This window comes from Paenibacillus ihumii (genome assembly GCF_001403875.1).
Lineage (GTDB): Bacteria > Bacillota > Bacilli > Paenibacillales > Paenibacillaceae > Fontibacillus > Fontibacillus ihumii.
Genome location: NZ_LN884299.1, coordinates 1,858,285 through 1,871,694, shown reverse-complemented (window position 1 = coordinate 1,871,694; position 13,410 = coordinate 1,858,285). Strand labels below are relative to the sequence as shown.

At 50.2% G+C, this 13,410-nt stretch carries 16 protein-coding genes; 2 read left to right on the top strand and 14 right to left on the bottom strand.

Annotation, left to right across the window (positions count from 1 at the left end):
* Positions 1-121: 121 nt before the first annotated feature.
* On the top strand, positions 122-1,024 hold the full coding sequence (locus BN2762_RS15930; RefSeq protein WP_055107908.1) for a LysR family transcriptional regulator: 903 nt from the start codon (positions 122-124) through the stop codon (positions 1,022-1,024).
* 81 nt (positions 1,025-1,105) lie between these two features.
* A complete protein-coding gene (locus BN2762_RS15925) occupies positions 1,106-1,978 on the top strand; it encodes an AraC family transcriptional regulator (RefSeq protein WP_055107907.1) in 873 nt (290 codons plus the stop codon).
* 204 nt (positions 1,979-2,182) lie between these two features.
* Here the strand turns inward: BN2762_RS15925 and BN2762_RS27330 are convergent, their stop codons facing one another.
* The 14 genes from BN2762_RS27330 to BN2762_RS26195 all read right to left on the bottom strand — a co-directional run bounded on the left by BN2762_RS27330 (position 2,183) and on the right by BN2762_RS26195 (position 13,408).
* The gene (locus BN2762_RS27330; protein WP_187386542.1) at positions 2,183-2,359 is read right to left on the bottom strand and encodes a hypothetical protein; all 177 of its coding nucleotides are present in this window, start codon (positions 2,357-2,359) and stop codon (positions 2,183-2,185) included.
* A gap of 108 nt (positions 2,360-2,467) precedes the next feature.
* Positions 2,468-2,740, bottom strand: a complete 273-nt coding sequence (locus BN2762_RS15920) for a hypothetical protein (RefSeq protein ID WP_055107906.1) — start codon at positions 2,738-2,740, stop codon at positions 2,468-2,470.
* Between the two features lie 140 nt (positions 2,741-2,880).
* Entirely contained in the window at positions 2,881-3,909 is a 1,029-nt protein-coding gene (splB, locus tag BN2762_RS15915) for a spore photoproduct lyase (RefSeq protein WP_055107905.1), read from the bottom strand.
* Positions 3,906-4,169 (bottom strand): transcriptional regulator SplA domain-containing protein, encoded by a 264-nt coding sequence (locus BN2762_RS15910; protein ID WP_055107904.1) that lies wholly within the window; start codon positions 4,167-4,169, stop codon positions 3,906-3,908. The genes splB and BN2762_RS15910 overlap by 4 nt, the downstream gene beginning before the upstream one ends.
* A 197-nt stretch (positions 4,170-4,366) precedes the next feature.
* Positions 4,367-5,200, bottom strand: coding sequence for a lytic polysaccharide monooxygenase (locus BN2762_RS15905; RefSeq protein WP_055107903.1), 834 nt, complete (start codon positions 5,198-5,200; stop codon positions 4,367-4,369).
* 507 nt (positions 5,201-5,707) lie between these two features.
* Positions 5,708-6,817 (bottom strand): GIY-YIG nuclease family protein, encoded by a 1,110-nt coding sequence (locus BN2762_RS15900; RefSeq protein WP_055107902.1) that lies wholly within the window; start codon positions 6,815-6,817, stop codon positions 5,708-5,710.
* Between the two features lie 166 nt (positions 6,818-6,983).
* A complete protein-coding gene (locus BN2762_RS15895) occupies positions 6,984-7,547 on the bottom strand; it encodes a cupin domain-containing protein (RefSeq protein ID WP_055107901.1) in 564 nt (187 codons plus the stop codon).
* Positions 7,548-7,675: 128 nt separating this feature from the next.
* Entirely contained in the window at positions 7,676-7,954 is a 279-nt protein-coding gene (locus tag BN2762_RS15890) for a YusW family protein (protein ID WP_148499950.1), read from the bottom strand.
* Complete coding sequence (locus BN2762_RS15885) at positions 7,918-9,045, bottom strand: S-layer homology domain-containing protein (RefSeq protein ID WP_055107899.1); 1,128 nt, start codon at positions 9,043-9,045, stop codon at positions 7,918-7,920. Before BN2762_RS15885 ends, BN2762_RS15890 begins: the two co-directional genes overlap by 37 nt.
* Before the next feature lie 24 nt (positions 9,046-9,069).
* A complete protein-coding gene (locus tag BN2762_RS15880; protein WP_055107898.1) occupies positions 9,070-9,273 on the bottom strand; it encodes a hypothetical protein in 204 nt (67 codons plus the stop codon).
* A gap of 83 nt (positions 9,274-9,356) precedes the next feature.
* A complete protein-coding gene (locus tag BN2762_RS15875; RefSeq protein ID WP_454187958.1) occupies positions 9,357-11,183 on the bottom strand; it encodes an anti-sigma-I factor RsgI family protein in 1,827 nt (608 codons plus the stop codon).
* A 5-nt stretch (positions 11,184-11,188) separates the two neighbouring features.
* Entirely contained in the window at positions 11,189-11,911 is a 723-nt protein-coding gene (sigI, locus tag BN2762_RS15870) for an RNA polymerase sigma-I factor (RefSeq protein ID WP_055107896.1), read from the bottom strand.
* Positions 11,912-12,061: 150 nt separating this feature from the next.
* Positions 12,062-13,072, bottom strand: a complete 1,011-nt coding sequence (locus BN2762_RS15865) for a phosphotransferase (protein ID WP_055107895.1) — start codon at positions 13,070-13,072, stop codon at positions 12,062-12,064.
* 213 nt (positions 13,073-13,285) lie between these two features.
* Entirely contained in the window at positions 13,286-13,408 is a 123-nt protein-coding gene (locus BN2762_RS26195; RefSeq protein ID WP_074048639.1) for a cyclic lactone autoinducer peptide, read from the bottom strand.
* Positions 13,409-13,410 lie beyond the last annotated feature (2 nt).

The following is a 13,410-nucleotide window of genomic DNA, read 5'->3' as shown; positions in this document are numbered from 1 at the left end:
ACATCTCCTTAAAATCATCCGATAATCATAAACAATAATATAAGTATTATCGTAGATAATGTAAAATTATTGTTTCTAATGTTAACATAAGAGTAACTAATATAAGAGGAGCGTCTGGATCATGAATCTTGAACAGATGGAATACATTAAAGCCATTGTCCATGCCCAATCCATCTCCATTGCTGCGGAGCAGCTTCACGTGTCCCAATCTGCCGTCAGTCAGTCGATTGCAGCGTTGGAGCAGGAGCTGGGCCTGCGATTATTCCGCAGATCCAGATCAGGAACAATACCTACAGAAGAAGGGCGAAGTATTATTAATAAAGCACTAATTATCGTCGATACGATGCAGCGGATGAAGGAAGAAGCGCAAACGATCACCTCCGCTTTTGCCGGGGAACTCAACATCGCCGCGATTCCGAGCCTGATGACATTTTTGCCGCGGATTCTGTCCCGATTCAAGAAGGATTTTCCGCAGATGAAAGTCACGATCCTCGAAATGGAGAGCAGGAGAATTATTCCTCGTATTAAACAGCACACGGTGGATATAGGCTATATCACGCTTCAGACCTCGCAGGAAAGCACGCTGCCCGAACATATCCTCTTCAGAAAGCTGGACTACGATGCCGACATTAAGGTAATCGTTCCCAAGGATTCACCGTTTGCGTTCCAAAGCGCTCTAAGACTTCAGGATTTGAAGGAATACCCCATCGTCATGTACGCTAGCCAGTTTTGGGAGAATTTCAGCCAATCCTTTGCCGGCAGTTACGGGCCATTGAATATCCTGTTTCACAGCTCCAATTCCGAGGTCATCAAGAAGACGGTCTCCGAGGGACTGGCCATCGGCTTAGTATCCGGCTACAACTTGAGCGATGATCCTTACGTGGAGAGCGGACGCATCATCCCTGTACAATTAACCGACAATCAGATCGTCTCCAACCTCTCCTTCGGCTGCCTGATATCCAGCCGGAACCCTCGTTACGCCATCATCCAAAGGCTGCTTGAAGAGTATACGTTCCTCAAATAACCCCCCTGCAAAGAACGTGCAGGAGAAGTCGGGGAGCCATATCCCGCTTCTGCTAAAGTATGGATAAAGGAGGTCATTGACATGGATTTGCTTAAAAATATGAACGACGCGATGAGATACATCGAAGAACAGTTGGCCGAGGAGATCGACCTGAAGGAAGTCGCCAGGCGAGCGGCCTGCTCGGAATATCATTTCAAGCGGATGTTCTCCTTTCTGGCAGGGATTCCGTTATCCGAATATATCCGGCGCAGACGGCTTACTTCGGCCGCTTTCGAGCTTCGTGACGGCGGGGTAAAGGTGATCGATGCAGCGATAAAATATGGCTACAGCTCTCCGGATGCATTCTCGCGCGCCTTTCAAAGTCTGCACGGTATTACGCCTTCCGAGGCCAGATCAGGCAGCTATTCTCTCAAAGCCTATCCGCGCATGACCTTCCAATTATCTATTCAAGGAGGAAGCGAAATGAATTATCGAATTGTTGAGAAAGAAGCCTTTAACATCGTCGGCCTGATGAAACGCGTACCGATCGTATTCCATGGCGTCAATCCGGAGATCGCCGCTATGTGGGAGAGCCTGGATCCCGAACTGATCGGGCAGCTGAAGGCTCTGTCCAATATTGAGCCAGGCGGACTGATCAGCGCATCGGCGAACTTCTCGGAAGACAGGATGGAGGAGAGAGGAGGTCTGGATCACTACATCGGCGCGGCAACGACGAAAGCATGTCCTGATCATCTCACGCAGCTTCCTGTCGCAGCCTCGACATGGGCGGTATTCGAGGCGGTCGGTCCGTTCCCGGACACGCTCCAAAATGTATGGGGACGCATTTATTCGGAATGGTTCCCCTCTTCCAGCTATGAGCTTGCGCCTGGCCCGGAAATACTCTGGAACGAGGGCAAAGATACTTCTTCGCAGACGTATAGGAGCGAAATATGGATTCCGGTTATTAAAAAATAACGGCAATACAAAAAGCCAGGAAATCATTCCTGGCTTCTTAAGCATTCGACTGTTTCTATACTTCTATTGTTATGCTGCTATGCCTCTAAGCTTCTATGTTTCAATCCTTCTCTATTCTTGTTCTTGTGCTATCGTCCTGAACCTGAGCTTTTGCTGCCCCAAGCGTCAGCCGCTGACCTTCTAAGCTATCAGCTCACTCTGCTCTTAAGAGATATAGCCTTTGGCTTTCAAGGCCTCGTAAGCTGTGCTCTCTTGCTCCTCTTTAATTTGATATTCAAGGGATCCATCGACGATTTTGGCGCAGCGCCCGCCGAAAGGCTTCAAGGACTCCTTGATTTCCTTTAAGTCAGCCGCTTCTTGTAAGGGATAACTGACCTTCATAGCATCCACCTCCTAGTAGTAGGGATAACAAAATAAGAGGCGCAATGCTATGAGAAGAATCACAGGATCCGCAGCGGCAGATTTGAAGGAGAGGCATGATCTCCTAGCCTACTTTAGGTTCGGGGTCGGGAACGGCTCCAGCGGGTCTGCAGGCGTAAACCTTAATATTTGCGAATAGAAGTACAGCTCCGCCTCTAGCGATTTCTTGATATTATCAGCGATGCGGAAGCCATGCTGCTCATGAGGATAGTAGAATGCAGCTACTCCTGAAAGGAAATTTGATTGGATATTCTTTATGGCCTTTAACACCGTCTCGCGCAGAGCTGCAATCAGGACGGGAATGAAATTCCCTTCGGTTGTGCCAGTCAGAAAAAGACTCATTGTTTTATATTGGGATTAAATACCACAACATCTATTGTAATCCAATCTATTCTAGAATCCTGCTATTTTTTCCAGGTATGACTGCCATATAAGCAAAAAGCCTTCCGGATCAAGTTATATGATCGGAGGGCTTCAACTTTCTAAGTGAAATATTCGAGCTTTGCCTTGGGAAAGAATTTCTCCATGTAGCCGTACAGATGGCTTTTCAGATCCTCTTCCTCTTCTTTAGGATAAATGTATTTTCCGATGCCGTATTTGCCCCACTTGTATCTTCGCTTCTCCTCGTCCAGCTCCAGCTTGGTCATCGGATAATTCTTCTCGATCACCCGTTTTGCCGGCTTGGTGAACCGGTGCTGAATGAACTCGAACGTGATATCATCCCTTGCATCCATAGGCAGCTCGGCATCCAGGCGCTCAAACATATGATAATAGCCTTCCTCCCAGCCTTCATGAAGATAAATGGGGGCTACGATAAAGCCAAGCGGGTACCCGGCTCTTGCGACCTTGCCTGCCGCCTCGATTCTTTGTGCCAAAGGCGAGGTTCCGGGCTCAAAGTTGTTAATGACATAATCGGCGTTTACGCTGAAGCGGAAGCGCGTTTTGCCGTTATGCTTCGCGTCCAGCAAATGGTCCACATGGTGGAATTTCGTAACGAATCTCAGCTTTCCGTATGGGGATTGACCAAAATGCTCAATCGCCCGCTTAAGTGTATGCGTAAGATGATCAATGCCTACAATATCCGAGGTACAGGAGGCTTCGAACCGCGTCGGCACGGGCGCGCGCTCCACCATATACTTGTCCGCAGCCTCTAAAATTTCTTCCACATTGACATAGGTTCGAATGTAAGGCTTGCTTCCCATCGTCGTCTGCAAATAACAGTAATGGCAATGTCCCATGCAGCCTGTAGCAAAGGGGATCGCATACTCCGCCGAGGGCTTGGACGTATCGAATTTCAAGGTTTTGCGAATGCCGACGACGAGCGTGGATTTGGCTACCCGATATCGTTGAAAATCGTTGTTACCCGGCAGGTTCCTGATTTGATTATGCGAGGTGGTATAGCGAATTTCGGTGTCCATCTCAGCGAATTTGTTATACAGCTCTTGGCCTAGCGGGTATTCCAAGGCATCCGGTTCGAAATAAACCAGCTTCGGCGTAAATGGCTTGATCATTCGAAGCTCCCTTCGGAGGCGGTTCCGAAATAATACCGATAGGCCTGCTCTGCCTCTTCCTCCGTTGCGTAAACCGCCATTTCCTCCGTCAGCGGATAATAGGTTTCATAAAGAAACATGGCCAGCTCCTGCGGGTTATCCGGGTTATTCACGACAGCGGCCTGCTGGATGTGCGCCACATCCTGTGTATGCGGGTTGCGATAAAGAACGTAGACGATATCCCCGGGCTTATACGTAAGCATTTGATGATTGGCTTCCATGACATCCCCTTCTCTTCTATAATATTGCAAGCTTGGACCGAGCTATTGTTAAAATATTCCCGCCAGCTCTGATTATTATGTACCGGATATCCGCAGTCCCTACGAAAAAAGAAGGCGTCCAAGCCAATCTGGCCTGGACACCTCCTGAGGATTAGATATTAAGCTTAAATAGGGGCTTAGTATTTACGCTATAGCGATCACTGAGGCGGAGCGTCACCAAGCAGCTTCCACGGTCCATGTTGGCCCGTAGTGCCTGGCTCCTGGCCTTGCGTCCACCACAGAGCTTCCCAGAATTGTCCGTTGTGTAAAACAACTTCTCCCGTATTGTAGATTCTGATCGAATTCCAGACCAAATACTCGCCGAACCGGTTCGGATCACCCGGGAAGCCTGGCGCCGGATTCGTCGGTGACGACGGATCGATGCTCAGGTTCGCGTCAATCACTTGGTAGAAGGCGTTCGGAGTATCCGCGATATCCCATACGGCAACAATAACGTAATAGCCCTCGCGATCGTTCGGAATGTAGCAATCGTGGTAGACATCGTCCGGCGGAATCGCTCCATCGTCGATATATCTGCAGAACAGTTCCAGATCCGCACGCTTAAGCGGCGTGTTCGGATCCCAGCCTTTCTTGGTGATATAGTAATCCCAAGTATTCGTGCTGTGGTTAGCGACGATTTTCCAGTGGAACGTATGCTCTCCTCCTGTCAGATTCACCTTGCTCCAACGGGTAGATGTCTGCTCGTCTAACTCGGTGAATATTCCCGCACTAGCGATTTGCCCGTCAGGTACGCCGAACTCGGGAAAATCCCCCCGTCCCTCTACGCTGAAGGGCTCATAGATAACCCTGCCGCAATTGACGTTTACCCCTTTCGCGCACAACTCGGCGCGGCTGTCAACCACATGGCCGTGCGCGGAAGCGCTATCAGCAAACACCGCAGAACAAGCCAGCATAACGAGCATGGTCCCGGCAGCGACCAAAAACATTTTAATCTTTGAGTATTTCGGCTCAAACATAACCTCAGCTGTCATTTCATTTTCCTCCTTTGAAATAGATGGGATAAAGAACGCTTAATGATCGACTCTCTGACTCTCAGACTCTCCTAATCTATTGAGCCATTTCATTCCAGAACGAATTACTGGTTCCTGCGCTTGAGCAGGAACGACATACCTCCTTTCATCATGCTTTATTATCAAATCCTGAAGAGATGCCGGTATCTTGGAGGTCAGCTCAGGAATTGATGACTGGAATCCAGAAATCAAGAATAAGAATACTAGTGCGATCACTAAGAAAAATAAGCAACGAGGAATAATTACATAGATTTGACATATGGAAGTTTATGGATTTATTTTATATTATATTAAAATACTATATTTGTCAATTTTGTGACAAAATAATAAAAAAGAAATCTATTTCATATAAAAAACACTATTTTTATTCTATTCAGAAGGTAGGGGAAGCCGCGTTTATCGATCATATTCAGCAACAAAAAAACACTTCCTTCATCAGGCTTGGCCGTGAAGAAAGTGTTATCCGCTTTAATTTTCATAGCATGGATCAGGCAGAAACTCCCGAAGCGCGCCTTCCATTTCAGGCTGTCCGCCTTCGTCCAGCCAGGTCTCGGGAACAAGAAGGTAGCGGCAGGCACTGCTCTGCAAGTAGATGTAGATAATTTGCGCCGAATCAATCTCTTCCCGCTGTATTCCGGCAGCCGCAGATTCCATATGCCCCGGAAAATAGCTGAGAATCAAGCGCTGCACCTTCTTCAGCAGCAGCTCCAGGTCTGCAGTAGAAGCCACGGAGCATGGCTCGCTGTACACCACCGCGTTGTTCTTAATCAGAAAAAACTTTATCGTATGTTCATCCAAGTGCTCGTAGACGGCGATGCTGTGATTCTTTTCCGCGAATTCGATCACCTGCTTCTTGCTCAAGAGGAATTTCATTGCCTCCAGGGCGTCCCTGTACTTCGCGGCCTGCTCAAAATCGAATTGCTCGGCAGCATCAAGCATTTGGCGCCCCATCTCTTCATACAGACTATCGTCCTTCCCCTGCAGCAGAGCGATCAATCGATCCTGCGCTGCCTCGTACTGCCGGGCGGCCTCGCCCCCGAGACACCTGCCAAGGCATAGACCGAGCGAATAATTCAAGCAGGGCGTGTTCTCGGAGGAAGCAGATATGGCCTGGCTGCTGCAGGCAATTCTGCAGCATTCCTGGATTGTTTGCAGCGCATTCTCCACGCTGCTTCTGCTAGCTGTGTAAGGACCGATGCAAGGGGTATCGCCGCGGCCAGCCCCATCGGGCGTATTCGTAATTTCGAGCCGCCGCCACGCCCCCTTGTGCCGCAATACAACGTAGCTATAGCCTAGCGGATTTTTCATCCTTCGATTGTACATCGGCTTGATGTCTTGAATAAGCCTGCATTCGAGCAGGAACGCTTCAAACTCCGTATCGGTAACGATGTGTTCCAGACTTTTGACATGCTGAACAAGCTTCTTGATCTTGGGGGAATGCGACTTATTGTTGTAAAAATAGGACTGTACCCGTTTTTTGAGACATTTGGATTTGCCGACGTAAATGACTTCGCCCCGTGAGTCTTTCATAAGATATACGCCAGGCGACAATGGCAGCTCTTGTATCATCTCTTTCATAAATGAACCGATCCTCTCAACGAACCTGTCACGCATGTATAGAATTATTATTATAGCATATCAATGGCTTACCCCTAAAAGATATCATAAAGAAGCAAAAGCACCACATTCAGCGATTGGCGGCTAATCGCTTGAACGTGATGCCTTAATGCGTTTTTTCGGGGATTCAGCTCCATCCCGGATAGGACTGGTTCGCGGTCATGCTGCCGCATCCGACGGGAGGCCCCAGGATGACGGATTCGCGAATAGGCGCTACAGCCCTCGCGTAATCCTCCTCATTCACGCAATAAGCGCGCTGTACGACTTCCTTGGGAAGAAAACGGAGAAAATCGGAGCCGTATACGATATCGGGAGTGGGCTGATCGAAAATCGTAAGAAGATGCGCGTGATCGCTTTCGGCGATAATCCAGTGAAACCACCCTTTAGGAAACAGCGAGATCTGCCCGGGCTTCAAATAGTAGGTCATCAGCCTTTGCGTAAATGGATCAAAGACGGAAGTAATGACTTCCCCGCTGATCACGAACACCAGCTCGTCGACATTCGTATGCCAATGCGGCTGAATAATAATTCCCCTTGTCATATGAACATTGAAAAAGCCGGTCCGTATCGCGGGAAGCTGTGCGCCGAATACTTGCGTTATATAATTATGCGGATCGCGCTGATAATTCAGCACTTGATTGGAATCGGCCGCCAGTCTAAGATCCGGCGCTTGCAGAATGGGATCGGTCATCTCGGTACCCTCCTTGGATAGGTAAACGTCTATCCAATGTATGCCCAGAAGGATGGAGTTGCTACATCATCGTAAGAATATATTTGATATAAAAAGGGCGCCTTGCGGCACCCGATGGTAAAACCATTCTATTCCCTATCGTCATCATCGTTTTCGATTTCAATTTTCAGCTGCTTCCCGCTGGCGAATTTCACCTTAAGCTCCAGCTCTTTCACTTGAGCTTTATCGAGATCGAGTGCGGTCATCAGCTTGTCAGCGGCTTCCTTGCTGCTCATGCCGTCCTTTAAACCCGCTTTATCTAGAAGCTGCTCCATATACTGAACGGCTTGCTGTCCTTTGAGTTTCTCCTTGCCCTTCTTCTCGCTGAATTCTACCTCGGCTTGCGCTGCTCCCTTTTCTGCTTGTATTCCAGCTTTATTTCATGCTTGCCCGCCAATTCAGCCTCGAATTCGAATTCCACGATCGCGCCGGCTGGCTGTTCTGGACTCGGCTTGATGTCCGTCTTTGCGTCTTCATTCTTAACAGCTTCCTTCTCGGCCAGCAGCTCGGCTTCAAGAACCTTCCCGTCCTTCACGATCAATTTGACCTTATCGTTCACGGCAATTTGCTTGGCCGGGAAGAATTTTTTATCATGCTTTACCGGCAGCGCAGAGGAAATCCCATAGGATAGCAGCTCTTTCTTTGCAGTCTCAATGGTGATTTGCCCGTTAACGGAAGCATCTGCGCTGTCCGCAGCATCCGCCGTAAACTGAATCGCCTTCACGGTTCCGCTAACGGATACGGCGCCTTGATTCTCAAGCAGTCCGTCATTCGTGCGATCCAGCAGAGCCGCCATTTCCGCTCGGGTGACGTTCTTGTTCGGCTTGAACGTGCCGTCAGGATAACCGCTGACAATGCCCTGCTCCACAGCTACATTAACGTATCCAACAGCGCCGGCCGGAATGGCCTTCGCATCCTTGAAGTCCGGAATTTTCGTCATTTGGCGCAGCGCCTCGTCCTGCAGTCCCAGCGCTTTGACAAGCAGGCTGGATACCCATACGCGGCTTGCCGGCTTCTCCGGAATGATCTTATCCTCCGATGCATCAAACAGGCCGTGCTCCAGAGCTACGATGACATATCCCTTGGCCCATGAAAACCGCTTGTCCAGCTGATCCGCATCCTTGAAATGCAGCTTGGTATCCGTGGATACCGCCTTGGCTTCGCTCTCGAGTCCCATCAAGCGAACGGCTGTGACGATCGCCTCGACGCGGGTTACTGGCTGATTCGGGCGGAAAGTGCCGTCCTCGAAGCCGTGCAATACTTTTTTCGATTGCATTTTCGTTATGTACCCCGCGGCCCACTCGGCTTCCCGAATGTCGTCAAATTCCAGCACCAGCTGTACCCGTCCATTAGCGCCAGCTTGCATTCTCGCATCCTGCGCTGCCGAAATTTGCCCGATTTGGCCGAAGACCAGGAAGACGGCAAGCAGCAAGCTGAGTATGCCTCTAAATTTTTTCATGATGCCCTTCCTCTCATAAGTTGATTATTTCAAAGCCAGCTCTTGAATCGTCTTTAAGGAGACCTTCGTCTTGCGCTCCACTTCCATGACGCTGGCCCGAGGATGCTCGGCGAGATAGTCCTTCACCTTGTTCACATCCTCAAGCTGACGCTTCAGACATTCGCTGCATAAATACGTTGGCGTCCAAACCATCAGCACCCCGCATTTATCACAATTGACCAGTGCCATTTACAACCCTCCAATCCGCCAGTTTTCTTACAAATGTTATTACGCTGGACGGATTGATTTTGTGGGGGCCGCTTTACAAAAAATTAATCTTCATCATCATCGTCAGGATCGTTGTTGCCTTTATTGTTCGGCTTATTCGGCCTTTGCGCGGCTCCCTTGTTCTCTTCCTTCTCCTTCGGCTTTCCATTTTCCTTGGCCTGCCCATTCGCATTGTTATTCGCTGCTTTATTAGATTTATCTTTGGCTTTTTCGTTAGCTTTTTCATTGGCGTTATCTTGCTTCTGCTTGTTCCTTTTGTCCTGCTCCTCCTTGGCCTGCTCTGCTTCCTTCTCCCGCTCCTTCCTCGCCTGCTCCGCTTTTTTGTCCTGCTCCTGTTTATTTTCCCGGGCCTCGATCTGGGCCTTTATGGGATTGTCGAACTCATATTCAAGCTTGCCGCCATTCGAATAATCAACCGCGATTTTGAGTTCGAGCCATTCACTCTGCTTGATATTCAGCGCCGTGATCACTCGGCTAAGCACAACCTGCCTGCCGCTCTTCGAATCCAAATCCAGATGCTTGATGACATTTTCGGCAAAGGAGATCGCCTGCGAGCCCTGCTGCTTCGCTTCCCCTTCGCTCGTTTTCTTCTCCACCTGGGCCTGAACCTTACCGTCCTTATTTTCATATTCCAGCTTGAGCTTCCCGTCTGCAGCGAGCTTGACCTCAAGCTTCAGCTCGCGGATCTCTGCATGGGAATCCCCTTTGGACGGCTTCTCCGCCTGTCCGTCGCCCGTCTGCCCCTCCGGCTTGGCATTCCCGGCACCCGGCTGATTCTGAGCAGCCGAATCCGATGGGCGTCCGTTCGCATCATGAACGCGGCCGCTGCTGGAGCCGCCTGCCGTTCCCGCCGATTCCTTCCGATCGCTTGCATCCGTCCCCGCTGCGTCCGGATTTCCCGTCTCCTTGCCATTAGTCTGCTGGGAATGCTGCCCGGCCGCAGCCTGCTTAATCCGATCCTGGCCCTCCTCGCCTTGATCTGAACGCGAAGACTGCTCCCCCATTTTCCAGAGGCTATCGTCCTGCTGGTAAACGCTCGCCCCGCCATCCTTCGCAGGCTCGTGTCTGCTCCCTCCCGGAGCGAGAGCCGAACCCCGTTCCTGCCCTCCTGCAGCCGGCTGACTCTGACCGTCAAACAACTCCTCCGGGTCAACCCCCGCCTGCTCCAGCGAACGAAGTATCGATTGGCTGCGCAGCTGCTCAGCGCTTAACTGTATTCCTTTTTCAGCCGCCAGCTCCTTCACAATATATTTGTTCAGCGACAGCCGCTCCTGCTTGGCCAGCTCCCACTGCTGCTCGTCCGCTGTAAAGACCTCAACGTGGATACCCTTGTCCGCGCCGCCAACTTTCTGCGGATCGATCAAATATGCGCCAGGGCCAAGATCAACGACCGATAGCCAGACCCAGCTCTGTCCCGATTTGGCGTCCAAGTATCCCTGCTGCTCTGCCTTGGCAAAAATCCGCTGAAGAGCCTCGTAGACATCCCGATTTTTGACCTCCTCCCCCGACAGCAGCTGCCTGGCTTCCTCGTTCATCGGAGTAGCCTGATCCACGAACCCGCGTGAATTGACGACGAGCTCTATTCCCGGATTCATGTCAATCGCCACCAGCGTTGCGTTCTGCTTCGTCCCCTGCAAATACTGGAGGATAAAGAATACGCCGAGCAGCAGCACGAAGGAAGCGGCATAGATCCCATATTTATTTAAATAGCGTCTAGAGCGGTTCCTCTGTCTTGGCTCCGCCGCCGCAGGAACGGAAATTTTCTCCCCCAAGCCCGGCATGACCGACTGATGCGGCAAATTTCGGAATGTCCCATCCTCGCAGAGGACAACGATACAATGTTCTGTTATCTTCATTACGGTTCCCTGCATCATCATTACTCCCCTACATCCGCAAAAGAGACGGTGCTGCGAATTCGTCCAAATTCATCACTGGCATAAATAAGGACTAGCGCGATCAAATACTTGCGGTTTCTTTCTAATGTTTTACGGCTTACCTTAAAAAAATCCAGCATCTCCTTCAAAGGCAGACGCTTTGTTCTATGTAAAATTTCGACCCAATCCGCATGCCCGCTAAAATGCTTGGCTATCTGAATAAACTGCTTGCGCGTGTCCCGGTGCTTGGGAGATAATACCTCTAATTCCTCTAGGGATACACCGTATAATTTCAAGGTTTCATCATAGAGCATCAGCTCCTGCGCCAATTCGAACGCAAACTGTTCCCTTTCGTAAGCCTCCATGGAGCTGGCGATTTCCAGGGCGGTTTGCTCGAATTCATTCTGTACATCATCATATACGACGCTCTCGGAGCGCAATATTTTACCTTGCCTGCGGAACTCATCCACAAGACGGTTGCGGATCAGCATAAAAGCAAAATTGTCGAATGATTTGCCCAAGTCCTCGTTATACCGATCGATAGCCTCGTTGAAGGCGATCAGCCCCACGCTCGACTCGTCATGGTTCCATCCGATTTGCCGCTTGCAGACATGAGACACCGTGCGAAGGATAAAAGGACGATATCGCTCGATCAACAGCTCCCTTTCAACTGCGTTGCCTACTTCCCGGGCTTTTTTTAAAATCTGTTCTGTCGGCCTGTCCATCAGTAGTAATCACTTCCTATTACGTGTATGTCATAGCTGTTTATGGGGGTGCTCAAAAAACAGTATAAGATATATATCGTGAATCAGGCTTTGGATTGTAAGCCATTATGCATGATGGTAAAAAAAAGACCCCTCAACAGGTGAGGGCTCTTAGACCTGAATGTAATTCGCCAGACTCTCCTTATACCATTCTCCGCCTGTCTCCAGCTGCCGAAGCTCGGCAGTGATGAGCCGTATTTGTTCGCGGAGCACCTCAGGACCGTCGGTCCCCTGCAGGAAGCGGCTCATAAAATGCAGAAACACATCGATTTGCCGCAGCCGCATAAGCACCGGGATAGCTGCGACCTCTTCTGCCGCAAGGCGGATCCGGCTGCCGAAGCCCTGGCAGAATCTCTTCAGAGCTTCACGGTCCTCCGCGGCGCCCTGGCCAAGCAGCCCTGAAATAATGACGGCCGGCTCCATGGCCCGTACATCCCTCGTACAAAACTCGAAATCGAGCAGCGCCGTTACCTGCGAGGGATTCCGCTCATCCACCAGCAGATTGGAATAATTCAGATCCCCGTGAACAAGCTGCTGCGGCAGCTTCTCTAGTCCAGCCAGCTGCTGAAGTATATCCGTATAAGCCTGCCTCAGCTCAGTTAGCGATTCCTGCAAATCCCGGAACGGCTCCAGCGGCCGCTCACAAAAATTCAGCACGACCTCGCGAGTGCATGCCGGATAAGATTGGAGCAGTTCATAATAAGGCGGGTATGACGGCTCAACGCCAGGGTCGATTTCCGCCAGACCAAGCAGCATTTCGCCTGCGGCTTCGCCGAAGGAATAAGCCGCCCTTCCCTCCTCGCCTTGCGGCCGTATGCCCTCTATGTATTCAAACATGCATGCATATCGTCCCGTGCCATCCTCCAGCCGAACCAGCGTCTGTCTATCTATCGTCCAGACAGGCTGCGGCACCCGAAAGCTTAAGTCCAGTTCGTTCAATGCCTGAAGAACCGCATGTTCGAAGCGGATCTTTGCCTTGTCCCGGTGCGTTTCATAAATGCGCAGAACACTGCGGCGATGTCTTCCCTCTATAAAATAAGTCGTATTATTCCAGCCGCTTGCTCCCTGCCGGAACGCCCCGCCGTATGCCGGCGAATAATGATGGAGAATCGATGTTTGCATCTCTATTTCCTTTCTGGCTGCCCTGTTGAAGGGATTTCATATTCATTCATTTTACTCTATCAACCAGGAAACCTCAAAGCCAAGAAACCCCGCAGCTCCTCAACAGCGCTACCGGGTTTCTGGTCTTGCCTCGTATTCGGTTTACGATTTGCATACTAACAATTTCCCAACCTTCTTGCATGACGGCTTGAAATCTAGCTTAACCATGCTTAGTTATTTGAGCAATTCTTCCGGCGTTTCGCCTTGATAAATGTACAAGAAGCTAGCTGTAGATACCACAAATGCAGCGAAGAGAGACAGCATGGATGCACTGGCATAGGCTACTTTTTTCATCATTC